Origin of the sequence: uncultured Dokdonia sp. (genome assembly GCF_937910895.1) — a bacterium.
GTDB lineage: Bacteria > Bacteroidota > Bacteroidia > Flavobacteriales > Flavobacteriaceae > Dokdonia.
The window spans coordinates 23,936-47,830 of sequence record NZ_CALEMI010000019.1; the positions used below are offsets into that span (position 1 = coordinate 23,936).

Consider the following 23,895-nt stretch of genomic DNA (forward strand, 5'->3'; position numbering starts at 1 on the left):
TTTTGACCTCTCTAAAGAAATATTTCTACTTTAATAAGACTTCTGCATTTAGAGATTTTACTTTTTTAAATATAAGGCCTCCATAGGAATCTATTTTACCCCCGTACTTCCAAAACCTCCAGCACCTCTCTCTGTACTAGAAAGTTCAGTAACCTCTTCCCAGACTGCTTGTGCATGTTGAGCAATGATCATTTGTGCAATACGTTCACCATTTTGTATTGTAAAAGGCTCATTGGATAGATTCACCAAAATCACTCCGACTTCACCTCTATAATCTGCATCTATAGTTCCAGGCGCATTAAGAACCGTAACGCCTTTTTTTGCGGCAAGACCACTTCTTGGACGTATTTGAGCTTCTGTGCCTATAGGAAGCTCTATAAACAGACCTGTAGGTACAATAGCACGTTCTAACGGACCAATAGTAATCGATTCTGAAATATATGCACGCAAATCCATACCTGCACTCGCAATGGTTTCATAATGTGGTAATGGGTGACTTGATTTATTTATGATTTTAACTTTCATGATCTTTTGAGTATTGCTTTTAACTGTTTACGCTCCATAAAGAAAATAACCAGTGCAAATATCCCTAACAAGATAGCACTTACCAAGTAATTTGCTCTGAAAATATAAAAGGAAATCCCAGAACCTACAATAGCTAGTAGAAGATATGTACTTATGCGTTTAAGCTCATACGGGATAGGATAATATTTTTTGCCAAAAGTGTAGGAAAGGATCATCATAGTACCATACGCTGCAAGCGTAGCATACGCCGAAGCCATAAATCCAATAACCGGAATCAGAAATACATTCAAACAAATAGTGATCATAGCTCCTATAATGGAAAAGTACATCCCATATTTTGTTTTGTCTGTAAGTTTATACCAAACCGCAAGGTTATGATAAATACCAAGGCAGAGGTTTGCCAATAATACATAAGGTACTATCTCCATAGCAAGATGGTAAGAAGCATTTTTTATCAATTCATTTTTTATAATATCTACAAAAGCTGTGATTAATAATAGTCCAAAAGCACCTACAATAACAAAGTACTTCAAAATAAGTGCGTATGTCCCTGCTGCATTTTTCTCTTTTGCATGATTAAAGAAAAAAGGCTCGGCTCCCAATCTAAATGCTTGAATAAATATGGTCATAAAAACAGCTATTTTATAACAAGCCGCATAAGCGCCTCCTATGTCTTTATCCATCATTTTATTAATAAAAAGTTTATCGAGCTGTTCATTAACTACAAATGCCAATCCTGCAATCATAATAGGCCAACCATACGACCAAAGTTTTTTAAAGATACGTTTATCAAAAACTGCTTTTACTCTAAAAAATTCTGGAAGAATGAGTAATAATGTAACTACACTTGCCGCCAGATTTGCAATAAAAATGTATTGCCTTACATCTGTCGTGTCATACCAACTAAATTGCCAATCAAATTTTGGAATAGCCCATAAAAAGAAAAAATTAAGCACAACGTAAATACATAAATTGGCTAATTTGAATCCTGCAAATCTTAAGGCTTTTCCTCTCGCTCTTAAATAAGCAAATGGGGCAACTACTAGTGTGTCTAATAAAACAACACCTGCTAAATACCAAAAATAAGATGCTGGTAATTCTAACACTTGCAAAATTGGTGTTTTACACGCATAGAGTAGTAAAGAGATAAGTAGTGTACTTGCCGTTAATGAAATAAAAACTGTACTGTATACTTTTTCCTTTTGATCACTTTTTGAGAAGAAACGAAAGAAAGCCGTTTCCATACCGTAGGTCAAAATAATATTAAGAAACGCTGCTCCAACATAAAAGGAAGCTACATCTGCATACCCATCTCTAGGAAGTGCATCTGTATGAAGACGCACTAAAATAATACCCATTACCCTAGGCAGCACTGTCGCTAATCCATAAATAACAGTGTCTTTAAAAAATCGTTTAAGTGTACTCAAAAAAGGAAGTATTATCTTATGTTAAAAGTAACAAATTTATAGGCGCTGTATTTCTATTGGATATAAAACTATAAACAAGATATTACTATATCATTATAATAGATAACTCACCCCAATAAATGGAGCTACTCCTTCCACCTCTGTAAAATCAAATGATATGTTTTGCGCTTTAAAATAAGGAAGTTGCAATTTTAAATACCATTTATCCCCGATTTTATAGTGTGCTCCTGCGCCAAGTGCACCAACGGTAATGGCGCTATTTTCAGAACTTCTAAAGCTTCTGTCTGTAAACCCAAAACCATATCCTACAAGTCCATAAACAGTCCATTTTTCTTTATTTACAAAATAATACTGCAAAGAAGGGATGACACCAAACGCGTTAAATGATATATCGCTTGCGTTATTAAACGTTGTATTGTTGGAATAAAAAGCACTTGTAACTAAAGAGAATCGATTGGTAAATAAAAACTCAGCATCGGCTTTTGCGATCACTCCAAAATCTTTTTCACCGTTAGATGTTGTGGGGTAGGGTGCAAACGCAATAGAAAATAATTGGTCTCCTTTTTCTAATTGAGCAAATACAGTACAGCTTAAAAATAAGCTTATTAATAGAACGATTCTTTGAGATTTCATAGTGTGTTATTTTTAAATGATGACGATCAAATATAAGAGAGCAATTTGTTAAAAATCCTTAATTAGGAAAACGTTGTGAGCAACTGTTAAACTTGAAATAAACTAAGCTTTGATGACGCAACTAAGAGATGTATATCCATAAAAATAGACTCTTAACTTTAAGATATTGAGGTTTCCGCTTTCGCGAAAAAAACTATCGTATCACTAAAACCCTTCCCTATCTACCAAAATTAGGTGCGTAATGAAAAAAATTAGATATGCTATGAAAGCACTGGTTATACAATTATAAGATTCCCGCCAGAGTTTATCCTAAGCATAATCAAAGGACGGGAATAAAGATACCCCCCGAGAAATTGTATATCTCGAGGGGTATAACTCAAACCAAAATATTTGTGAAGAAAGTGCTGTAAATATAAACTCAACCTTCACAAAGCCAGTGAATCCCGATCATCGTTTCCTTTAAAGCCCATAATTAATACTCTATTACGATAAGCATTAAGTAGAATTTTTATATGCTTTCAGCAACGCCATAGTGTATATTAAGTTTTAGGTATTTTAATATAGTTGCGACAATCTACATCATACAGTCTCATATTTGTACGTAGACTATACTATTGTCAAAATAAGTATTCAGTCTGGGGTATGTATATCTTAGATCTCCATTTTAAAGAGCCTTTACTGAAACGAAGTCACGTAAGAAAATTAAGTATAGCTGCTTACTTACGTCTTTAAAATCCCGCCTCTTGGATATAGGGAAGAAAGTCTTGGAGTTAACGATTGAGAGGTTCTCGCATACGTGATGAGAGTTCTAGATATACGATTATGGGATTCCTGCTAGAGTTTATTCTGAGCATAGCTGAAAAGGCAGTAGTAAAAGATATTAAACCATAGATCCCGTTTTTCAGCGAGATTAGTTCAACTAACTATTTTGTATGCGTCTTTCAGACTTTACAAAACAGTGTTTCACAAATAAAAATACCCTCCGAGAAATTGTAGATCTCGAAGGGTATCACTCAAACCAAAATATTTGTGAAGAAAGAGCTGTAAATATATTCTCAACTCGCATAAAACCAGTGAATCCCGATCATCGTTTCCAAAACAAAACAAAAGATACGAAGCAAAAAATCGAAAAACACCTTTAGATATAGGCACTAAACAAGGAAACCTCAATCTTTCACAGATTGGGGTTTCGTGTTATTTTTAACTTAGAATTTTGGGATTCTGGAGTTAGAGATACCTGCCTTTGCAAGTATTTAATTATTCAATGCTTCTGCTCCTCCTACGATCTCTAGGATTTCGTTTGTAATAGAAGCTTGACGTGCTTTGTTATATTGTAATTTAAGCGCATCTCTAAGCTCTGTTGCATTATCTGTTGCTTTATGCATTGCCGTCATACGTGCTCCGTGCTCACTTGCAACTGAGTCACGTATTCCTTTAAATAATTGTGTTTTTAATGCTTTAGGAATTAATCCTTCTACAATCTCTGCTTTTGAAGGTTCAAAAATATAGTCTGCATTAGAAGTTTCTGCGGTTTCTATAGGTAAGATAGGCAAGAACTGTTCTGTCGTTACTATTTGAGTTGCTGCATTTTTAAACTTGTTATAGATGATTTCGATTTTATCAACCTCACCTGTTGCAAAACGCTCCATTAAGTCTTCTGCAATAGCTGCTACATTATCAAAAGTAAGCTCATCAAATATTTGATTATTATTTGTAATCACTGTATTTGATTTTCTAATAATATCGTTTGCTTTTTTACCTATAGTTATAAAACTAACTTCTTTATTAGCATACGTGACTTCAGCCAATCGTTTTGCTTCTTTGACAATATTTGAATTGAAAGCTCCTGCAAGACCACGGTTAGATGAAATTACTACGATGAGTACTTTATTCACCTCACGGTTGTCTGCATAATTACTTCCAGAATCACTATCTAGTCCTGCACTTAAGTTTTGCAGTAGCTCTGTAAGCTTATCTGCATAAGGTCGCATTGCTGTGATAGCATCTTGCGCTTTCTTCAACTTTGCAGCAGATACCATTTTCATGGCACTAGTAATCTGCATCGTAGAAGATACGGAAGAGATTCTATTTCTTATTTCCTTTAAGTTTGCCATATTCTCTTAATTCCCGCGAAGGCGGGAATTTAGTCCCGTTGATCACGATGTTTTTTAATCTTGACAAGTCTCTCGTTTTCACGGGAGCATTATAAATTTTGTTTCCGCTTTCGCGAAAGCAAAATACCATTACTTATACTTAGCTGAAAGATCTTTAGCAACAGCAACTAATGTATCTGTTACCTCATCTGTAAGCTTTCCTGCTTTTAGTGTATCTAGTATATCTCTGTGCTTCGCATTTAAAAACTCTAAATAGCGTGCTTCAAATTCTTTTACCTTGTTTACAGGAACATCACGTAATAAGTTCTTAGAACCTGCATAGATAATTGCGATCTGATCTTCTACCGTAAATGGCGTGTTTTCAGGTTGCTTAAGAATCTCTACGTTACGTCTTCCTTTTTCAATTACATTTAATGTCGCTGCATCAAGGTCTGATCCAAATTTGGCAAACGCTTCTAATTCACGGAAAGCCGCTTGATCTAGTTTTAATGTACCAGATACTTTCTTCATAGATTTAATCTGAGCATTACCTCCCACACGTGATACTGAGATACCTACGTTAATTGCTGGACGTACACCTGAGTTAAATAAATCTCCATCTAGGAAGATCTGACCATCTGTAATCGAAATTACGTTTGTTGGGATATAAGCAGATACATCACCCGCTTGTGTCTCAATGATAGGAAGTGCTGTAAGAGAACCTCCTCCTTTTACGATAGGTTTTAAACTATCAGGAAGATCATTCATGTCTTTAGCGATAGCATCATCATTAATCACTTTTGCTGCACGTTCTAATAATCTTGAGTGAAGATAAAATACATCTCCAGGATACGCCTCACGTCCTGGTGGACGACGTAATAAAAGAGACACTTCACGGTAAGCAACAGCTTGCTTAGATAAATCGTCATAAATAATTAAAGCTGGACGACCTGTATCACGGAAATACTCTCCAATAGCTGCTCCTGCAAACGGTGCATATACTTGCATTGCTGCAGGGTCTGATGCGTTTGCAGCAACAATTGTTGTGTAAGCAAGTGCTCCAGCATCATCTAGTACTTGAGCAATATTTGCTACGGTAGATGCTTTCTGACCTATGGCTACATATATACAATATACTGGCTCACCAGCATCGTAAAATTCTTTTTGATTAAGGATGGTATCAATACAAACTGTAGATTTTCCAGTCTGACGGTCACCAATCACCAACTCGCGTTGTCCTCTACCTACAGGAATCATAGCATCAATAGATTTGATACCTGTTTGTAATGGCTCAGTTACTGGCTCACGGAAGATTACTCCTGGTGCTTTACGCTCCAATGGCATCTCATACGTTTTTCCTGCGATAGCTCCTTTACCATCTATAGGAAGTCCTAGCGTGTTAACAACACGCCCAACAATACCTTCTCCTACGTTAATAGAAGCGATACGTTGCGTACGCTTTACAGTATCTCCTTCTTTGATCGCTGTAGAAGCTCCTAGAAGTACAACTCCTACGTTATCTTCTTCAAGGTTCAAAACGATTGCTTCAAGACCGCTTTCAAACTCTACTAATTCTCCATATTGAGCGTTAGCAAGTCCATATACACGAGCAATACCATCACCCACGGTTAATACGGTTCCTACTTCATCAAGTGAAGCTGATGCTTCAAAGCCTGAAAGTTGCTTCTTTAAAATTGCTGAAACTTCTGCTGGTTTAACTTCTGCCATTTTATATGTATTTATTGGTTGATCCTTTGCCTAGACTCAGGATACATTTCACAAAAGTGAAATTTAATTATATACTATTACTAAATTCTCTCTTTAATTTCCCTAACTGGCTAGCAATACTTGCGTTATACTGCGTATCACCTATGCGTAATATAAAACCACCTATGATGCTCTCATCAATAGTGTTTGTTAATCTTACATCTGTACTTCCTGTTAACTCCGTTATTTTTGCTAACACTTTTGCTTCAATGTCAGGAGTTAATGCAACGGCTGTTGTTACTGTTGCTAGTTGCACTCCTTGGCTTTTATTATAAAGGTCTATAAAACTAGTTGCTACATTTCCTAATATTGTAACACGCTTATTATCTACCAAGACATCAATAAGCCCTAAAGTATCTTTTGAAACTGTTTTAAAAACTTCTTTTAAAACCGCTCTTTTGTCTTCTGTTTTTATAATCGGACTTTGTAACGCAAGGCGAAGATCTTTACTTGCGCCCAGAACTGCTACAACAGATTTCATATCATGAAGTACAACATCTGTAGTTCCTGAATCTTTAGAAAGATCAAGCACTGCTTTTGCATACCGTATTGCTGCTCTTGTACTACCCATGTTGGTTTAGTTTAAAGTGGCTTTGCTTAACATCTCTTCTACAAGACCTAGTTGCTTGTCTTTATCTGAAAGTTCATGCTTCACAACCTTTTCTGCGATTTCTAAAGATAGAGATGCTACTTGGCTCTTAATATCTGCAATTGCCGACTTACGTTCTGCCTCAATCGCTGCTTGAGCTTGAGAGATCATTTTGTCTGCTTCTGCCTTAGCATCGCCTTTAGCATCTTCGATCATTTGTGCTTTGATCTCACGAGCATCCTTAAGCATAGCTTCACGTTCTGCGCGTGCTTCTTTGATTAATTTCTCATTGTCTGCTTGAAGGTTTTGCATTTCCTTCTTTGCTTCTTCTGCAGAGGCAAGTGCATTTCTAATTCCTTCTTCTCTTTCGTTTACTGCGTTAAGAATAGGTTTCCATGCAAACTTGCGTAATAGAAATAACAATCCTATGAAAAGAACTGCTTGCCAGAAGAAAAGGCCTAATGAAAATTCTTGTATTAATTTTTCCATTTTATGATATACTAAAGTGGTGTTTTCTTTTTAATGTAAACAAGCAGCTGCAACCAACCGTTACAGCTGTTTGTTTGAATACTGAATGATTATCCTGCAAAAATTGCAGCAAAACCAATACCTTCAATAAGCGCCGCTGCAATAAGCATCGCTGTTTGAATTTTTCCATAAGCCTCAGGCTGACGTGCAATAGCTTCCATCGCTTTTCCACCAATCATACCGATACCAATACCAGCACCGATTACGGCTAAACCTGCTCCGATTACTGTAGGTATTTCTGTAGCTTGAACTAACATCATTGGAATTGTCATAAAAATATAGTTTAAAAAAATTAAAAATTCATTGTTGTTGTATACGCTTTCGCGAAAGCGGTATACTAATTAGTGAGCAACTTCTGTTTCGTGATCATGCCCGTGATCATGTTCTTCTACTGCAAATCCAAAGTACAGTGCTGCAAGCATTGTAAATATATAGGCTTGTAGTAAAGCAACCAATACCTCAATTAATGAGATTGCAAATGCGAGTCCAAAGGATAGCGTTCCCCCTACCCAGTTTTGGAATATAAAAATAAGACCTATTAAACTTCCTAATACTACGTGTCCTGCTGTCATATTTGCATACAAACGAATAAGAAGGGCAAAAGGCTTAATAAACATTCCTAATATTTCAATAGGAACAAGAATGATATAAATAAATATTTTACCGAACCAAGGCATTCCATCTCCTAGTGGATCAAAAATATGCTTCCAGTAATCTTTCTTTCCTGAAAAGGTGGTAATAAAAAATACGATAACAGCTAGTGCTGTTGTCACTGCAATATTTCCAGTAACGTTTACGCCTAATGGTGTTAATCCAAATATGTTGAGGAACCATATAAAAAAGAATACGGTAAGCAAGTAAGGCATAAAGCGCTTATAATCTTTTTCTCCAATATTTGGTCTTGCAATATCGTCTCTTATGTATAAGATAATAGGCTCAAAGAAGCGACCTGTCCCTTTTGCAATTCCGCCATTTTTAGCATAACTTTTTGCTAGACTGCGAAAAAGTAAGAACATTAATATACAAGTAAGCAACATCATGAAAACTCCCTTAGTAATAGAGATATCTAAAGGCTTTTCATTGGTCGGATGATTGTCCTCATCATACGTCATTGTTCCAGCAGCATCTGTCTTATAAATTTTTGCATGCTCTAACTTGTAATAATTGCCATCTACTTCTGCTACGGTTTCTCCGTGATGAAATTTTGAAGAAGAAAATACTTTAAGACCTCCATCCCATAAAATCACAGGTAACGGAAAACCATAATGGTGTACCTCTCCAGAAGCATCTGTTTTTGAAAATAAACTAAAGTCGTGAGAATCTAAAAGGTGATGTTGCACATACTCCTTTACTTCTTCTTTACGCTCTTCTCTTGTTGTCGTAGGTTTTTCACCACATGAGGCAAAACAAACAAGTAGTACTAAAGCCGAAAGTAATCTAATCAACGTTTTTCTTTGCATATCGAACAAATAAATAGTGTTCTTAAAATCGGTGCAAAAATACATTTATAAATCTTAATGAAAAAACAATCCTGTCGGTTTTTTTTCTTGTAAGAAAAAAGGTTCTTTTTACTTATTATTAAGTGCTTTAGAAAGTATATATACTTCGTAGATTAAGCATATCAAATACGGCACAAAAAAAGAGGCTAATTCTACTCCAGAAATCTCCCCATCTACCTTAAACAGTGGTTTTAGAATAATAAAGAATAGTATAAATTTAAATGCACTTCCAAACAGAAAGACAAAACCTCCCTGTGCGCTTTCTTTTTTGGATGCTTTGGTAACCATAGCATAAATCACAACTGTTAAAGTGAAGTTAAGCGCGTAAGAAATAAGTAAATATTCTTCAAACAAAGGTAATTTTCTAACATAAAGTGCTAGAATATGTGCTCCAAAAATGAATCCTAAGATTCCGAGAAGTTTTGATGAAAAAGATAAAATGGGAGAATTCATAAAGATTTTACGGATTCAATTTTTTAGTTAATCTAAGAATTAAGAACATAGATATTGCAACGCCGGCTAATGTACCAATAACAGTAAATGCTTTTCCTCCTAGGTTATAATTTGCATCTAACCATTTACCGCCTTTTGCAAAAAGGAAAATAGTAAGACCCATCTGAATAGCGACGCTAGAAAAAACGGCCCAGTTTTTAAGCGCTTTTTTCTCCTTGTTTTTTACCATCCTTTGCTATCGATTTTAAATTGCCTTTCATATCACAAGAGGCATTAAACGTAGCGCCTGGTTCTACAGCAAGTTTGCCAACAGTAACTTCTCCTTCTATTAAAGCACTCGCTTTGATGGCTAGTAGATTACTTACTTGTATCACGCCTTCTATATGTCCTTCTATATCTGCATCTTTACAAATCAAAGATCCTTTTACAACACCAGTTTGTCCAATAACCACCTTGTTGGGCGTATTAATATTCCCTTCTATCTCTCCATCTATCCTAAAACCACCTTGAGATGTAATATCTCCGACAATCTTTGTGCCTTGGCTGATTCTATTTTGTTGATTGCTATGATCTACGTTTTTTCCTTTTTTATTATCTGAAAACATACTAGGGGGCGTTTAGGGGTTATCTTGTGCTTTGTTGTATATACTCTTCTAAGTTTTTATGAAGTTGTACTAATTTATAGTTTTCTGAAGCTATGATTGTATTCTCTTTTATAATTGGTTTTTTAAGCTCTTTGTTTATAGCGAGTAATTCAACAAGTCCTTCTGCTTGAGATTTACTGTTTAAATAATGTACTACGACAAAAGTTTGTCTATCATTATATACGTCAAGAGAGGTGGCATAATTAGAATATCCTAACGTTTCTAAGGCTGTGTCCAATTGTTCTTTTAAAGCTGTTGCACTTTGTATGTCCGAATTGGTAAATGCATAAACGATCTTCCAGTTTACAGCGGTATCTTCATTCCCGAAGCTTCTAAATTGCATTTTGGGAATCACTTTATTAAGTAATTGTTGTGCTTTCTTACCTTCATCTGTTCGTGGATAGGTAAGTGCAACGTATTTCAAAGCCTCATTATAGGCGTTATATCCTTTATATCTGCCTAATGCTGTTGCTTTAAGTAATTCAAATTTTGGTAAAAAAGGATCCCCGTAAAATTGTTCTATTCGTTCGTCAAGACTTGTTAACAGAGATCCAAAACGCTGGTTCTGGAATTCTCTAAACAATCCATTATAAATAGCCTCTGGAGAAGACGCATCTTGTTCTAGTGCTGTGTTAGGATTATTAAGTATAGATGCATAACGAGAGTCTGGATAGTTGGTCGTAATATCTTGTTTGTAGTTATTTGCTTTTGCGCCATGCGTTTCGCTTGGGAACAAAGCATCCATCTGCGTATATATCTGATAAAGATTATATTTAGCTGGCAAAATTAATTGCTCCTCTGGATCAATATCTAAAAGTTTCTCTAATCGATTGGAAGCTAATGGGTATTCTTTAAACTTCTCTTTATAAATAAGCCCTAATTGGAAATACGCAAAATCACGTTCTTTTTTGAGGCTGTCTAATGCTTTTTCTCCTTTGGGAATTTTTGCTAGGTAGTCATCTACCGTTAGCGACGTATCCTCTTCTCCCGAATCTACCAAAGAAGGGAGTGATCCTCCTTTAAGGGATACGGTTTGTCTTTCAGAAATACGCCATCCATCTGTTAAAGACCTTTTACCCCATCGCTTAGTAAAGGCTTGCCTTCCAAAAGCAACTGCGGTGGTATTGTAAAAATAGAAATCGCCTATTGAATTTCCTGAACTAGAGCCTCCTGATCTATCGCTAGTAGCTTTGTTATTACTTTTAAAGAATTCATTATTTCTAATTTCATCTACACGGCTAATAGAATCTTGACGTTCTTGTTCTTTGATTTTAGCAATGTATGTTTCAAAAAATACGCGTTGTTCTTCTTCAGAAAGTGATGTTAATGTTAGGATACTATCATTACGTTGTGAGAGTTCTTCGTACTTAATGACGTCTGTTAAGTTTTCTCTCTTTTTTCTGATGATTCTAAATTCTCTAGTGCGATCATCTAGTTCTCCCATCACACTATCGTAATAAGACCCTGCGGTTTGATATTGAGCACTATCAAAGTTATGTTCTGCTAATGCCAGATAATCTCTAGAATTCAAATATTTATCTTGAGAATCTTCTCTCAAGGACTTATTGTAGTTTGCAAGTGCAGAATCAATCTGATTGGTCTTTTTGAAATATGCTGCTTTAGCATAATAAATTTTGTCTAAAAAAGGTCTATTCTCTCTATTGTTCTGTAATTTTTCAAGCAATTCTAATAATACTAACTGGTCCCCATTTTCATAATCAAAATTACGTGCTTGTTCAATATGTGCATTAATCAAATACTTACGTGGAATCTTTCTGTTTAGGTCTATCACCTCTTGGAAAGCTAAGTTGGCACTGTCTTTTTCTCCAAGACCATTGTATAATTGCCCTTTTATAAAGTTATAGCGACCGCGCTCTTCGTTTCTTTTAGTGAGCCTTGTTGCTTCTTTTATATAAATGAGTGCGGTGTCTTTATGTTTTAAATTAAGATAGGCTTGAGCAAGCATGGCATACGCATCTGCTTTATCTTGGTCTTTTAATTTATCTTCTATCTTAAAGATTTTTAGTAAATTTTCAATAGCCACTTCATTATTATCTAAGCGAATATTTGTTTTTTGCTTCCAGATTTTAGCCTGCGCTATGTTATTACTTTTTGGATAGTATGCTAGTACATAATTAAAAGCTTCTAAAGCAGGTACAAAACGCTGATCAAAATAACGGGCCTTTCCTAATAACATAAAAGCCTCATCTATCTGAGGGTTGTATTCTTCTCCATCTATTTTCATGGAGTGTTTTTGTATTGCCTTTATCGCTTTTTCTTCAGCTTTTAAGAAATTTGGATCTCCATCATCTTCCTTAAGACGAATAGATATTTCATCTGAAAAAGCAATACGCTCTATAGGAAGAATGTCCCAATAGTTATCATTAAAGGTAGAGATCAACGATTCGCGACCTTCTTCAAAGGCAACTTCTCCATTATATAACGTATTATACTCTGTTGTGACCGCATGATAATTACGGCTCACAAAAGAATTTTTTTTGCGAGAACAGCTTGTTAAGAACAAAACTGAAAAGAAAATGCAACAACTATATTTTATACCTAGTTTCAAACTCACATTGTTTTTTGATAAAAACAGAAAATGACCATTTTTAGTATGGAAGCCCGTAAAAATACACTTCTTTTTGAAAAAATCGTGGGTTTACCTCTTTAAAATTGGTATCGTAGCCCTTATAGGCTGCATAAGGTAACAACAATAAACGCTATTTTCTTATATGCTTCTGCACAAGAAAATAGCGTTTTATTATATTTAAAACTCAATAGGTACTCGTTATTTACACTACTTCTTCTCCAGAAAAGTACTTTTCAAGCTCTTTAAGTGTTTCTGGAGACGTCATAATATCTTTAACTAGTTCTCCTTTTTCTAAGACAACAATCCGCTCACAAACCTCAGTCACATGTTGTAGATCGTGACTAGAGACCAACACGGTTACATCCTTATCTGCTGCTAGTTTTTTTATGATTCCTTTTAAGCGTATTTGTGTGGTAGGATCTAGATTTGCAAAAGGTTCATCCAGTATAATAACCTCTGGATTTCCTATCAATGTAGCTACAATACCTACCTTTTTTTGATTACCCTTCGATAAATCGCGTAGGTATTTACGCTTTCCAATAATTTCTCCATTAAAAAAATCTTCAAATCCAGCAAGAAGCGCATCAACATCTGCTTTGTTTTCTCCACGTAGATCCCCTATAAAGTAAAAGTATTCTTCTGGAGTGAGATAGCCTATTAAGAAGCTCTCATCAATAAAAGAGGCTGTATGTGATTTCCACTCTTCACTTTTATGAACTTCATACCCGCCGTTTTTGATGTATCCTGTCGTAGGCTGAATCAAATCTAACAGACTACTAAACAAGGTTGTTTTTCCAGCGCCATTGTTTCCTACAAGTCCAAAAGCCTGTCCTTTAGGAATGCTGATGCGCTCTAAATGTAAAACAGATACTCCGTTGTAGCTTTTTGATAAGTTATGTATTTCAATCATGGTGTTAGTTTTTTTGTTTGTAGGCTTGTAATGTTTTATACTTTTCTTTCTTATAGATCTTAATAATTAGATCAAATACTTTATCTCTCAAGGCAAATCCCGCGAGACCCACAATAGCAACCAGTGCAAATCCAGACACAGGACCTAATGTGAAGTGTCCGATGGCATAAAGGGCCATGGGTCCAACCATTTTTGGCAAACTCACTAAAATCGTTTTAAGATTAAATGAACTCTTATCGCCAAAGGCCTTCTTACCACTCTGTAAATCTATAGGAGTCTTTATATAAGCACCTCCCAATAAAACCAAGTGTGCATTGATTCCCATATTAAAAATAGCTCCTACCAAAACTGCGGCAAGTACTTCCCATCCAAAATACACGTAAGGAATACACAATATAGTAGAGATTGCTGTTCCTATGACCACAAGCAACCATTTAGATCGTAAGTACTCTTTATACTTAATATTTTGAGTCATCATAAGCGGATAATAGGCACTATCCCAACTTGGCACAAACTGTCCAAAACTAAATAGAAACCCTCCAGTCACAAATACCGCCGCAAACATTCTCCAGAAAACTCCATCATATACCTCAATGGCACTTGTAAAGAACAATAGTCCATAAAATAAAAACAGTACGCTCATAAAAATTGTAGTTTTAGAGCGTTTATTTCTTAAAATAAGCCGAATGTCATTTTTGAGGAATGTAGACTGTTTCCCAAAACGATCTACCCAACCTAAATCTCCACCAGAGGCTTGACTTACTTTTTTAGCTAAGCCAGCATCAAGATATAATCTTGCTAAAAAATACTTGAACGCAATAGTCGCTACAATAACTAAGAGTAACATAGGAAAAATAACAAACCACATATTTTCATATAATCCCTGGAAGAAAGGCTGTGTAAATAATGTAATATCAAAATATCCATAATATTGTACAAACCCAAATGCTGCAAATATCGCCCCCACACTAAGCACAAGCCATAACTTATCGTTTAAGAAAATATTGATGAAGTTATTTGCATAAATAAATGCCGCCATCCCAATATGCCAAGCTAAAATGCCCAGCGGATTAAAGTCATGCGCAATTAAAACGATAGAAAAAGGAATAAAGAAAAATGCATGCATCCAATTCCAAAAAGAGAGTACGGTTTTACCTAATGCAAATTTTACAATCTTCGTTTTTTTAAAAGGTAGTAGCAATAATGGTTTAATATTAACTACGGGCATTTTCTGTCCCACATACCGTATAATGAGATCTCCCACCACATAGTAAATCATAAACGTATTTATAGTAGAGAAGGGCTCATACTCCATTTTTTCAAGTACAAAATATACCCCAACACCCGCACCAGCTAAGTATATAATCATCATCAATACCCCAAAAATCATTAAGATTTTAAGGGCTAGATTCGTTTGGAACGATGCTTTTCTAAAAAAGCCTTTCCACTCTAGATTTAAAAATTGTTTAATCATTGCTCTTGATTGTTTACGGGGGGTTAGTGTTTAAAAAATGTGAAATGTTACATCTTCATCGTAATCCTTTGTATTTTTGCGCTCAAAAATATACAATGTCAAACTTCCATAAACTTACGATACAATCCATTACCAGAGAAACAGCACAAGCCATTTCTGTTGGTTTTTTGATTCCATCAGACTTACAAGACACTTTTAGCTATCAAGCAGGACAATATATCACTTTAAAAAAAGACATTAACGGTCAAGAAGTACGACGTGCCTACTCGCTTTGCAGCACCCCTCAAAGTGGTGAGTTGCGTGTTGCAATCAAGGAAGTAGAAGACGGTACATTTTCTAGGTATGCGAATAGAGAATTAAAGGAAGGCGACGTCCTTGAAGTAGCGCCACCAGAAGGAAAATTTCTATTGGATCCCGCTTTCGCGAAAGCAAAAAAAACCTATCTCGCATTTGCAGCAGGCTCAGGAATCACACCCATTATGAGTATGATCAAAACCACGCTCGAAGCATCTACAGAAAGTAGCTTTGTGCTAGTATACGGAAACAAACGTCCAGAAGATGCTATTTTTAGAGACGAATTACTCGCGTTAAGAGACCAGTATAAAGAGCGTTTTTCTATCGAATTTATTTACAGTCAGTCGCGAGAAGACGGAGCGCATTTTGGACGTATTATGAAGTCTACCGTTAACTTTGTTGTCAAAAACAAATATGCCTCTCACAACTTTAACGAGTACTACCTCTGTGGTCCAGAAGCCATGATCAAAGAAGTAACCAAGGTATTAACTTCTAATGGTGTTGACGATTCACGCATCCATTTTGAACTCTTTACAGCTTCTACAGAAGAAGTGGTTATCAAAGAAGCACTTGACGGACAATCACAGATTAAAGTCATTGTAGATGACGAAGAATTTGAGTTTACCATGTCTCAAGATACCCTTATTCTAGACGCTACGCTGGATCAAGATATAGATGCACCACACTCCTGCCAAGGAGGCGTTTGTAGTAGTTGTATTGCTCGAATTACAGAAGGAACTGCCGTGATGGAGAAAAATCAAATCTTAACCGATAGTGAAGTTGCCGAAGGGTTGATTCTTACGTGTCAAGCACATCCTACCTCAGCAAAACTGGTTGTAGATTATGATGACGTTTAAAAAAGATCGTTCACTTTGTTCGCTGATAGAAAATAGACCGCTCGCTATGCTCGCTGTTAGAATATAGAAGGATCTATTAGTCTGTAGTCGTTTGTACATGAGTATAGCTCACTCTTAGAAAAAACCTCATCCTAACCTTCTCCCAGAGGGAGAAGGAACTCAATTAAAATATTCCCTCCTAAAAAGGAGGGTTAGGGAGGTGTAAAATAGAGTAGTACTCTATTTTTTTGGTCTTGATTCTTGGTTCTAAAAGCGAAGCGATCTTTTTTTAAATTACCATTTCTTTTAGATTTTTGGGAATAAGAATTTGTATTTTTCGAAAATGTGGACATACTATCGGGATGTAACTTTATATACGCTGGCGATTACGTTGCTCACTTCTTTTGCGAGTGCGGCAATGTATAATTCTTTAAGTGCTCGTTTGTTTGATGCGGTATTGATTTTTGGCATCTTCGGAACTGGATTAGGTGTCTTGTCTTTTAATTACTTTCAGAAAGCGCAGTATTATATGTATTATAATCTTGGATTTACAAGACAACAACTCATTACTCGTACCTGGCTCGTGAATCTAGTCATTGCCGTTATTTTTATAGGCATTATAGTTCTTTTACGATGAAAAAAGAGCTGCAATTACATAATGTAAGCAAAGCATTTGGCAAGAAGGAGGTGTTGAAAAACGTTTCTTTATCCTTCGCTCAAGGCGAAATCATAAGCTTGTTTGGTCGCAACGGCTCTGGAAAATCAACCTTGCTTAAAATCCTATTTGGCACTCTTAAAGCCGACTCGATGGACTTAAGGATAGATAACAAACAAGTACACCCTAAAGATGTGATTCCGAAGCAGCTTATTGGCTACTTACCACAAGATAATTTTCTGCCTAAACATTTGAAAGTACGTGATGTGATTCCGTTGTTTTATAAAAACGGAGCCGATCAGGATCTTATTTTTAGAGCGCCTTTTATAGAAAAAGTAGCGACTCACAAAGTGGGCACTTTATCACTTGGTGAGCTTCGCTATTTGGAGTTACTTCTGGTGGCGCATCTAGAGCATCCATTTTTATTACTCGATGAGCCTTTCTCTATGATTGAGCCTTTGTATAAAGAGGTGATTAAGGAGTTTTTACTTTCGCTTAAAGCGAAAAAAGGAATACTCCTCACGGATCATTATTACAGGGATGTACTCGATATTTCTGATCGACATTTAGTGTTAGTCGATGGAACTACTCAGATCGCTAACGATGTAAGTGATTTAAAACGATTGGGATATTTGAAGTAACTTCTCAAGATTGAGTTTCACTAATAAACCGTTTGATAATCGTCTTGACAGGCTCAATGGCTGTCGTCTCTTCTATAGACGGTCCTGCCACCCAGACTGTTTTATAGGTAGCGCCTTGTGCAGCTTTTGTGGTATCACGCATCCCTTTTGCAAAACGGATCATTTTCACCCACTTTTTAAGATTTTTGTTTTTATTCAAAACACGTTCTAGCCATGTTTGTTTCGTACCTATTTTTTGAACATAAGGCGTATTAATCACGGTACAAGGTGTTCCAGATATTTTTTGGGTCATCACAATATCATCAGCGCCATAATCTACACAGGCTTGTTTGTACTCTTGAGAAACAGGCGCTTCTTCACTGGCTATAAAAGGACTTCCTATACTGGCGCCAACTGCTCCGTATGACATAGCTCTGTCTAAATCTGCTTTATTACTAACACCACCCGCAGTAATCACAGGAATGGCACAGTTTTCATTTAATTCTTTGATTAAATCTTCTGGAGTTGCACCACCTCGATGTCCGCCTGCCTGATTATTGACTGCCACTAATGCGTCACAGCCCATCGCCTCTACCTTTTTAGAATAGGCAAGGTCAACCACGTCACAAAAGACCTTAATTCCTTTTGGTTTTGCTGCTTCTATGACTTTTTGAGGACTTCCTAAGGAGGTAATAATAAAATCAACACCCAATTCACACGCCGCTTCTAATTGTGCAGGGTATTTAAGATTTGATTTATTAACGATCAGGTTAATTCCGAAAGCACCACCAGGTACTTTGGCTGCTTTCAATTCTAAAATCGCTGCTTTTAACTCTTCAATGGTTCTGTAATTAAGTGCTGGGACACAGGCTGCAATTCCAGACTCCATTCCCGCTTTGAGCATAGCTACATTAGACACCAGAAACATAGGCGCCATAATAATAGGGTGCTTTATATTAAGAAGTTCTGTAAGTGGTGTTTTCTTGATCATGGTCTTGAATTTAGAGAGTCAAAGATACAAAATAGTATGCGTGCATAATAAATTACAACAAACTCATTATTTTAGTCACTACATCTTGTGGTTTTATCGTACGCATCACCTCTTCATAACCAGCGGGCACTTTATTTCCGTATGTGGATGTGGGAATGGCAGGATACTTTGTCCTATCTGATAACAAACAGTTGTCTTCTTGTTTAAAAGGAGCAAATCCTGCGTACGGATGTGTAACGCCCCATAAACTCACTGTGGGAACGCCATACATCGCTGCGAGATGCCCATTACCACTGTCCATAGACAGCATCGCATCTAGTTGCGCAATCAGGTTAATTTCTTGTGGAAATGTAAGCGTTCCAGCGACTACGTTTGCGTTTCTACTATCTTGTATCAATGTATGTAGAAGCGCTTCTTCATTTGGCGCTCCAAATAAGAATACGTGTATTCCAGCCTCTTGATCTAATTTTTGAATGACTTCTTTCATCAAGTCGAGTGGATATTGTTTTCCCTGATGTGCTGCAAAAGGAGCAATTCCTATAAGTTTATGTTTGGTTTTTCCTATGATCTTAAGCACCTCATCCACAGCATCTGGTCTTGGGAGTGCTTCTGGATTAATGTCTGAAAATCCTAGATTTTTAAAAACAGCTATATACCGTTGCACGGTTGTTTTAAGGGGTTTAAAATTCTTGTTTTCTGTTTGAGTTAATGCTTTTTTTTCGGCTCTTCCTTTGTCTATTTTGGCATTGGGAATTCCTAAAAAAAACCGAAGCATTTTTGATCTTAAGACGTTGTGCGTATCGGCTACGTGGGTAATGCCCAATTTTTTAAGTTGGCGAGAGAGTCTCCAAATCCCTAAAATGCCTTTATGGTGTGTTTTGGTTTCGGCAGCGACAAAATGCACATTGGGTACCGTGTCAACAATGGGCTTAAAGAAAGTTTTTGAAAGTACCGTGATTTTTGTTGCTGGGTACGCTTTCGCGAAAGCGTATATCACAGGAATCAACATCGCCACATCTCCCATAGCCGAAAGGCGAATAACGAGAATATGTTGTGGTTGTTGCATAGAATCCCTCACCTAAATCCTCTCCCTGAAGGAGAGGACTTTTTGGTTTACTTTTTAATGTTACGAAGGACTGGATTCAGCTCGTCGTCATTGTACATTTTCATTTGTTTGTACACTTTCATGTATTTATCTCCGTGCGCAATATCCTTTAATAACGTGTCTATGGCTGTAGAGAGATCTACACGTTGCTCCAGAAGTGTATCCAATTTTATTTTACAGGCATCACGATGCTCTTGAGATGCATTTTCTCTGGTTGCCTCTTCGTGCATGTGGTATACTTTAAGGGCAAGAATAGATAAACGATCTATTCCCCAAGCTGGGCTTTCTGTATTTATGGTAGCGTTTTCTTTTACTGTAACGTCTTTATACTTATCTAAAAAGTAGCTATCTATGTACTCTACCATATCAGTACGATCTTGATTAGAAGCGTCTATTTTACGTTTTAACGTAAGCGCTGCCACAGGATCAATCTGCGGATCACGGATAATATCTTCATAATGCCATTGTACGGTATCTATCCAACATTTACGATATAAAAGATGCCCAATGAGATCTTCGCTTTTGTTATATTTATTTTCGAAAGGTTGGTTGACCGTATTTAAAATGTGGTAATTTTCTATAGCTTCTATAAAAATACGGTTTGCTTTATCTGTAAACATAATTTTACTTTTCTAAAATGTGTAAATATTCTGTGGTGCCTACTGCTTTATGGTTTCTGCTTGTTGTTTTATCTGCTTTAAAACGTTTGTATGCAACGGTGGCAAGATCATATTTCCCGTATCGTTGCATCACTTGTCTTACAATGTCAGGAGGCATTAATCCTTCATTATTATAACTTAAAAAAATGTATTTAAATTGTGCATTTTTTATAAGTTCATCAAAAGCGGCTACTACTTTTACGCTACTACAATAGGCACTTTTATTATAGATGCGTAAGCCTGTTTTACCTCTGGGTGCAAAGGTATCATATTTTGCAATAGTATTAAGTATATGATAGTTTGCACCGTACTGCCTAACGTTATACGGCGGATCTAGATATAGAATATCTCCAGTGATCCTTTTTACAAGGATATTTCCGTCTTCTTGATATACGGTATGACGGGTTGTTGTTTTATCAAAAGTGGCAGGTTCTAATTTTATGGGTGTTCTTGCTGCTTTTTTAACTGCTTTTAAAAAAGCCCCATAAACAGATGCGGTATTTGCAATTTTATCGGCGCTTTCTATTAAAGAAGCTAACAATAAAAAATACGTGTCTTCTGAGATTTTTCCAGTATGTTTCCACTTTTCAATTTTTTGTCGGATCGCGTCTATTTTCTGAGCGTTTTCTTTTGAAAAATATAAACGTTTGCTATCACCCCCTTCTCCATAATGGTTAAAAAGAAATCCAGGGATTCCTTCTAAATTGTTGAGTTCTTGAAAATAACTTTCAGAATGTATTTCTTTGTGGTTTCCTATATAGTTTCTGTTTAAAACATAGCTATAATATTCAAGATCATTTGCAACCACAGACTTAACCAACGATTTAAAATTACGCCCTACACTACCCGTTCCTGCAAAGAGATCACAAAAAGTCTGCTGACTCAAGTCGTCTCCGCATACTTCTTTTACAGTTGTTTTTATAAATTCAGAGAGTCTATGTTTTGATCCGATGTAGTTCATGGTATCTTCTAGATAATAATCTTCGATGATTTATTTATCTACAGGCTGCAAATGTAAGAAGTTCCTGCTTTCTGACATGGAACTAAAGCTTATGATAAAAAATAATGTGCAAATGGCAACAATACAACAATCCAAAGTAAGAATTCTTTAAAGTATTTTCCTGAAGCTTTTTCAAGATAATTGGTCATGATAATCGCTAGAGGAATCAGGAAGAAATACCATTCGGCACCAGTTTTATTATTGGTAATCGCTACAATAAAAATCGCGATGATTGCCATAAAAATAACGAGCAAATACAATGGGCGTTGGGCTATCGTGGCGCGTTTTGAATCTTGTATGTATCTAAAAATTGTCCATATAAAGAGCGTTAAAAAAACCGCAATAGGAAGTAATATGGTTAATGCTGAATACGAAGAAAAGTCAAAAGAAACATCATCTATAATCTCTAAGATAAAAGATTGATCTCCTCCTGTAAAAATAACATAACACGTACTTAAGATTGCTACACAAATAATAGAAAGCAAAGGTATAAACCAATAGCGTAGCGTAGCTCCTCCATAAAATAAGAGTCCTGCTAAAATCAGCACAAAAAATGTCCCTGTCCAGAAATAGGTAATAGTTGTAAGAGATAACCAAAGACCTGCATCAAACAATTTACGCTCCATGTGTAGTCCTGACCTAAAACTAAGGATGCGTCGCAATGCTAACATCACAAACACACCCGCAATAATGATTTTTGGGGTTTGTAATGCTACGGGTATTGCAGACGCAAATACAGCAAATAGTAGGATTCTGTAGGAGTTTCGCTTTGTAAGATCATTTTTCTGAGATACAAAGTTTAAAATGAACATCGTTAGAATAAATAAAAACCATATTCCTGTAGTCTTTAAAAATACGATCCATGAAAAACCATCAGAAAACAAGGCATTATTCGCCATAAAGTAGCTTATGGACATATATATTAAGACAATAACGGTATGTATTGGCTTTGATGTGCTAAAAAAGCTTGTGAGCATAGGTGGTTTTTTCTATTTTTGCGCTATCGTAGGAAAAATATTTCTACGTATAGCTAAGATACCATTATTGTAAACATACGAACTTATGAGTTTGACAGGATTTTTTGAAGGGATTCAAGCATTTGCAGAAGAAACATTATTTGCACCGTTTAATGCACTTGCAGAAACAGAGCTGACTAACTGGTGGGCCGCAAACGGCATTAACTGGATCTTTATGCTTATTTGTTGTGCTGCCATTGTATACTGGATGCTTCAACTTAAAGAACACAATGCCGAAGGTGCTGAAAGACGCGACGCGATCTCTCATGGTTTCTTAGGAAACGATAGTGAACTAGAACATAAATTATAGGTCAAACCCTATATCTGTACGATAATACATCCTGTCAAAGTGTAGTTTTTCTATATTTTGATAGGATTTTTTTATGGCTTCTTTAAAATCATTATCAAAAGAAGTAACTGCAATCACACGTCCTCCGTTAGTCACAACAGCTCCATCTTTTGTGGTTGTTCCTGCATGAAATACAATAGAATCTTCGACAGTATCTATTCCTGTAATCACTTTTCCTTTTTCATACGCTTCTGGATATCCTCCAGAAACAAGCATCACTGTAGTCGCTGATCTTTCATCGATTTCTAAGATTTCACGAGATAGTGTTCCTTCAGAAACGGCTTGAAATAATTGTACTAGATCACTTTGAATGCGAGGGAGTACGACTTCTGTCTCTGGATCTCCCATACGTACATTGTATTCTATCACTTTAGGCTCATCCCCTACTTTGATCAATCCTATAAAAACAAATCCTTTGTATTCTATATTTTCTTTGGCGAGACCGTCAATGGTAGGTTTTACAATACGGTCTTCTATTTTTTTCATCAGTGCCTCATCTACAAAAGGAACTGGGCTTATCGCTCCCATACCTCCTGTATTTAATCCTGTGTCTCCTTCGCCTATACGTTTGTAATCTTTAGCCGTGGGAAGGATTTTGTAATTTTTGCCATCGGTTAATACAAAAACGCTCAATTCTATACCATCCAGAAACTCTTCGATCACAACCGTGGTACTAGCCTCACCAAACTTCCCGCCGAGCATCTTGGCAAGTTCTTCTTTTGCTTCTTCTAGATCTTGAATAATCAATACACCTTTTCCCGCGGCAAGCCCATCTGCTTTTAATACATACGGAGGTTGAAGTGTCTCAAGAAAAGCTTGCCCTTCTTTAAGTGTTGCTTCTGTAAAACTTTCATACGCCGCTGTAGGGATTCCGTGTGCTATCATAAACTCTTTAGCACGTTCTTTACTTCCTTCAAGTGTCGCTCCTTCTTTTGACGGACCAATAACCGCTACTTTTTTTAACTGCTCGTCTGCTTTAAAAAAGTCATAAATGCCTTGAACCAAAGGATCTTCAGGTCCTACCACAACCATCTCAATATGTTCTTTAAGAACGAGCGTTTTGAGGGCTTCAAAATCAGTAACGCCTATAGCAACATTCGTTGCTATTTGGGCTGTTCCCGCATTTCCTGGTGCTACAAATAAGGTATCACAATGTTTACTTTGTGCAATTTTATATGCAAAGGTATGTTCTCTTCCGCCAGATCCTAAGATTAAAATATTCATGAGGTTGTTGTTTT

At 36.3% G+C, this 23,895-nt stretch carries 25 protein-coding genes; 4 read left to right on the plus strand and 21 right to left on the minus strand.

All coding sequences use genetic code 11. The annotated features are described in order from the left end of the window. Positions 1–90 precede the first annotated feature (90 nt). From dut to Q0505_RS02025, 15 genes are all read right to left on the minus strand, one after another. The gene (gene dut, locus Q0505_RS01955) at positions 91–525 is read right to left on the minus strand and encodes a dUTP diphosphatase (protein ID WP_299208196.1); all 435 of its coding nucleotides are present in this window, start codon (positions 523–525) and stop codon (positions 91–93) included. Further along, on the minus strand, positions 522–1,952 hold the full coding sequence (locus Q0505_RS01960; protein ID WP_299208198.1) for an oligosaccharide flippase family protein: 1,431 nt from the start codon (positions 1,950–1,952) through the stop codon (positions 522–524). The genes dut and Q0505_RS01960 overlap by 4 nt, the downstream gene beginning before the upstream one ends. Before the next feature lie 93 nt (positions 1,953–2,045). Then, on the minus strand, positions 2,046–2,585 hold the full coding sequence (locus Q0505_RS01965; RefSeq protein ID WP_299208200.1) for an outer membrane beta-barrel protein: 540 nt from the start codon (positions 2,583–2,585) through the stop codon (positions 2,046–2,048). A gap of 1,253 nt (positions 2,586–3,838) precedes the next feature. Next, a complete protein-coding gene (atpG, locus tag Q0505_RS01970; protein WP_299208202.1) occupies positions 3,839–4,699 on the minus strand; it encodes an ATP synthase F1 subunit gamma in 861 nt (286 codons plus the stop codon). A 129-nt stretch (positions 4,700–4,828) separates the two neighbouring features. Beyond that, the gene (atpA, locus tag Q0505_RS01975) at positions 4,829–6,406 is read right to left on the minus strand and encodes a F0F1 ATP synthase subunit alpha (RefSeq protein WP_299208204.1); all 1,578 of its coding nucleotides are present in this window, start codon (positions 6,404–6,406) and stop codon (positions 4,829–4,831) included. Positions 6,407–6,473: 67 nt separating this feature from the next. After that, on the minus strand, positions 6,474–7,016 hold the full coding sequence (atpH, locus tag Q0505_RS01980; RefSeq protein WP_299208206.1) for an ATP synthase F1 subunit delta: 543 nt from the start codon (positions 7,014–7,016) through the stop codon (positions 6,474–6,476). 6 nt (positions 7,017–7,022) lie between these two features. Further along, entirely contained in the window at positions 7,023–7,523 is a 501-nt protein-coding gene (locus Q0505_RS01985; RefSeq protein WP_299208208.1) for a F0F1 ATP synthase subunit B, read from the minus strand. A gap of 89 nt (positions 7,524–7,612) precedes the next feature. Further along, positions 7,613–7,834: an ATP synthase F0 subunit C gene (atpE, locus tag Q0505_RS01990; RefSeq protein WP_299208210.1), complete on the minus strand. Its 222-nt coding sequence runs from the start codon at positions 7,832–7,834 to the stop codon at positions 7,613–7,615. Between the two features lie 69 nt (positions 7,835–7,903). Continuing rightward, positions 7,904–9,022: a F0F1 ATP synthase subunit A gene (gene atpB / locus Q0505_RS01995; protein WP_299208212.1), complete on the minus strand. Its 1,119-nt coding sequence runs from the start codon at positions 9,020–9,022 to the stop codon at positions 7,904–7,906. A gap of 108 nt (positions 9,023–9,130) precedes the next feature. After that, a complete protein-coding gene (locus tag Q0505_RS02000) occupies positions 9,131–9,514 on the minus strand; it encodes a hypothetical protein (protein ID WP_299208214.1) in 384 nt (127 codons plus the stop codon). Positions 9,515–9,521: 7 nt separating this feature from the next. Further along, a complete protein-coding gene (locus tag Q0505_RS02005; protein ID WP_299208216.1) occupies positions 9,522–9,743 on the minus strand; it encodes an AtpZ/AtpI family protein in 222 nt (73 codons plus the stop codon). Continuing rightward, on the minus strand, positions 9,712–10,119 hold the full coding sequence (locus Q0505_RS02010) for a polymer-forming cytoskeletal protein (protein ID WP_299208218.1): 408 nt from the start codon (positions 10,117–10,119) through the stop codon (positions 9,712–9,714). Before Q0505_RS02010 ends, Q0505_RS02005 begins: the two co-directional genes overlap by 32 nt. A 19-nt stretch (positions 10,120–10,138) precedes the next feature. Further along, the gene (locus tag Q0505_RS02015; protein WP_299208219.1) at positions 10,139–12,643 is read right to left on the minus strand and encodes a hypothetical protein; all 2,505 of its coding nucleotides are present in this window, start codon (positions 12,641–12,643) and stop codon (positions 10,139–10,141) included. Between the two features lie 307 nt (positions 12,644–12,950). Beyond that, positions 12,951–13,658, minus strand: a complete 708-nt coding sequence (locus Q0505_RS02020; protein WP_299208220.1) for an ABC transporter ATP-binding protein — start codon at positions 13,656–13,658, stop codon at positions 12,951–12,953. A 4-nt stretch (positions 13,659–13,662) separates the two neighbouring features. Continuing rightward, positions 13,663–15,132, minus strand: a complete 1,470-nt coding sequence (locus Q0505_RS02025; RefSeq protein WP_299208222.1) for a DUF5687 family protein — start codon at positions 15,130–15,132, stop codon at positions 13,663–13,665. 95 nt (positions 15,133–15,227) lie between these two features. Here Q0505_RS02025 and Q0505_RS02030 point away from each other — a divergent pair, with 95 nt between their 5' ends. From Q0505_RS02030 to Q0505_RS02040, 3 genes are all read left to right on the plus strand, one after another. Continuing rightward, the gene (locus Q0505_RS02030) at positions 15,228–16,283 is read left to right on the plus strand and encodes a ferredoxin--NADP reductase (RefSeq protein WP_299208266.1); all 1,056 of its coding nucleotides are present in this window, start codon (positions 15,228–15,230) and stop codon (positions 16,281–16,283) included. A gap of 322 nt (positions 16,284–16,605) precedes the next feature. Continuing rightward, on the plus strand, positions 16,606–16,899 hold the full coding sequence (locus Q0505_RS02035) for a hypothetical protein (protein ID WP_299208224.1): 294 nt from the start codon (positions 16,606–16,608) through the stop codon (positions 16,897–16,899). Next, a complete protein-coding gene (locus Q0505_RS02040) occupies positions 16,896–17,558 on the plus strand; it encodes an ATP-binding cassette domain-containing protein (protein ID WP_299208226.1) in 663 nt (220 codons plus the stop codon). Before Q0505_RS02035 ends, Q0505_RS02040 begins: the two co-directional genes overlap by 4 nt. Positions 17,559–17,562: 4 nt before the next feature. Here the strand turns inward: Q0505_RS02040 and Q0505_RS02045 are convergent, their stop codons facing one another. From Q0505_RS02045 to Q0505_RS02065, 5 genes are all read right to left on the minus strand, one after another. Then, the gene (locus Q0505_RS02045; protein ID WP_299208228.1) at positions 17,563–18,528 is read right to left on the minus strand and encodes a nitronate monooxygenase; all 966 of its coding nucleotides are present in this window, start codon (positions 18,526–18,528) and stop codon (positions 17,563–17,565) included. Between the two features lie 52 nt (positions 18,529–18,580). After that, positions 18,581–19,594: a glycosyltransferase family 9 protein gene (locus Q0505_RS02050; RefSeq protein WP_299208230.1), complete on the minus strand. Its 1,014-nt coding sequence runs from the start codon at positions 19,592–19,594 to the stop codon at positions 18,581–18,583. Between the two features lie 47 nt (positions 19,595–19,641). Next, positions 19,642–20,253 carry a DUF4254 domain-containing protein gene (locus Q0505_RS02055; RefSeq protein WP_299208232.1) on the minus strand — a complete coding sequence of 204 codons (612 nt, stop codon included), beginning with the start codon at positions 20,251–20,253 and terminating at the stop codon, positions 19,642–19,644. Positions 20,254–20,257: 4 nt separating this feature from the next. Next, positions 20,258–21,253 (minus strand): DNA adenine methylase, encoded by a 996-nt coding sequence (locus Q0505_RS02060; protein WP_299208234.1) that lies wholly within the window; start codon positions 21,251–21,253, stop codon positions 20,258–20,260. An 89-nt stretch (positions 21,254–21,342) separates the two neighbouring features. Beyond that, positions 21,343–22,269, minus strand: coding sequence for a DUF6427 family protein (locus Q0505_RS02065; protein WP_299208236.1), 927 nt, complete (start codon positions 22,267–22,269; stop codon positions 21,343–21,345). A gap of 85 nt (positions 22,270–22,354) precedes the next feature. On the opposite strand from Q0505_RS02065, the gene Q0505_RS02070 reads away from it, so the two are divergent. After that, positions 22,355–22,618, plus strand: a complete 264-nt coding sequence (locus Q0505_RS02070) for a uracil phosphoribosyltransferase (RefSeq protein ID WP_366519359.1) — start codon at positions 22,355–22,357, stop codon at positions 22,616–22,618. Here the strand turns inward: Q0505_RS02070 and purD are convergent. Further along, positions 22,613–23,881 carry a phosphoribosylamine--glycine ligase gene (gene purD / locus Q0505_RS02075; protein WP_299208238.1) on the minus strand — a complete coding sequence of 423 codons (1,269 nt, stop codon included), beginning with the start codon at positions 23,879–23,881 and terminating at the stop codon, positions 22,613–22,615. The genes Q0505_RS02070 and purD overlap by 6 nt on opposite strands. Positions 23,882–23,895: the final 14 nt, after the last annotated feature.

Coding starts and splice junctions, on each gene's coding strand:
- dut (WP_299208196.1), bottom strand. CDS start 525: ATGAAAGTTAAAATCATAAATAAATCAAGTCACCCATTACCACATTAT.
- Q0505_RS01965 (WP_299208200.1), bottom strand. CDS start 2,585: ATGAAATCTCAAAGAATCGTTCTATTAATAAGCTTATTTTTAAGCTGT.
- atpG (WP_299208202.1), bottom strand. CDS start 4,699: ATGGCAAACTTAAAGGAAATAAGAAATAGAATCTCTTCCGTATCTTCT.
- atpA (WP_299208204.1), bottom strand. CDS start 6,406: ATGGCAGAAGTTAAACCAGCAGAAGTTTCAGCAATTTTAAAGAAGCAA.
- atpH (WP_299208206.1), bottom strand. CDS start 7,016: ATGGGTAGTACAAGAGCAGCAATACGGTATGCAAAAGCAGTGCTTGAT.
- Q0505_RS01985 (WP_299208208.1), bottom strand. CDS start 7,523: ATGGAAAAATTAATACAAGAATTTTCATTAGGCCTTTTCTTCTGGCAA.
- atpE (WP_299208210.1), bottom strand. CDS start 7,834: ATGACAATTCCAATGATGTTAGTTCAAGCTACAGAAATACCTACAGTA.
- atpB (WP_299208212.1), bottom strand. CDS start 9,022: ATGCAAAGAAAAACGTTGATTAGATTACTTTCGGCTTTAGTACTACTT.
- Q0505_RS02000 (WP_299208214.1), bottom strand. CDS start 9,514: ATGAATTCTCCCATTTTATCTTTTTCATCAAAACTTCTCGGAATCTTA.
- Q0505_RS02005 (WP_299208216.1), bottom strand. CDS start 9,743: ATGGTAAAAAACAAGGAGAAAAAAGCGCTTAAAAACTGGGCCGTTTTT.
- Q0505_RS02010 (WP_299208218.1), bottom strand. CDS start 10,119: ATGTTTTCAGATAATAAAAAAGGAAAAAACGTAGATCATAGCAATCAA.
- Q0505_RS02020 (WP_299208220.1), bottom strand. CDS start 13,658: ATGATTGAAATACATAACTTATCAAAAAGCTACAACGGAGTATCTGTT.
- Q0505_RS02025 (WP_299208222.1), bottom strand. CDS start 15,132: ATGATTAAACAATTTTTAAATCTAGAGTGGAAAGGCTTTTTTAGAAAA.
- Q0505_RS02030 (WP_299208266.1), top strand. CDS start 15,228: ATGTCAAACTTCCATAAACTTACGATACAATCCATTACCAGAGAAACA.
- Q0505_RS02035 (WP_299208224.1), top strand. CDS start 16,606: ATGTGGACATACTATCGGGATGTAACTTTATATACGCTGGCGATTACG.
- Q0505_RS02040 (WP_299208226.1), top strand. CDS start 16,896: ATGAAAAAAGAGCTGCAATTACATAATGTAAGCAAAGCATTTGGCAAG.
- Q0505_RS02045 (WP_299208228.1), bottom strand. CDS start 18,528: ATGATCAAGAAAACACCACTTACAGAACTTCTTAATATAAAGCACCCT.
- Q0505_RS02050 (WP_299208230.1), bottom strand. CDS start 19,594: ATGCAACAACCACAACATATTCTCGTTATTCGCCTTTCGGCTATGGGA.
- Q0505_RS02055 (WP_299208232.1), bottom strand. CDS start 20,253: ATGTTTACAGATAAAGCAAACCGTATTTTTATAGAAGCTATAGAAAAT.
- Q0505_RS02060 (WP_299208234.1), bottom strand. CDS start 21,253: ATGAACTACATCGGATCAAAACATAGACTCTCTGAATTTATAAAAACA.
- Q0505_RS02065 (WP_299208236.1), bottom strand. CDS start 22,269: ATGCTCACAAGCTTTTTTAGCACATCAAAGCCAATACATACCGTTATT.
- Q0505_RS02070 (WP_366519359.1), top strand. CDS start 22,355: ATGAGTTTGACAGGATTTTTTGAAGGGATTCAAGCATTTGCAGAAGAA.
- purD (WP_299208238.1), bottom strand. CDS start 23,881: ATGAATATTTTAATCTTAGGATCTGGCGGAAGAGAACATACCTTTGCA.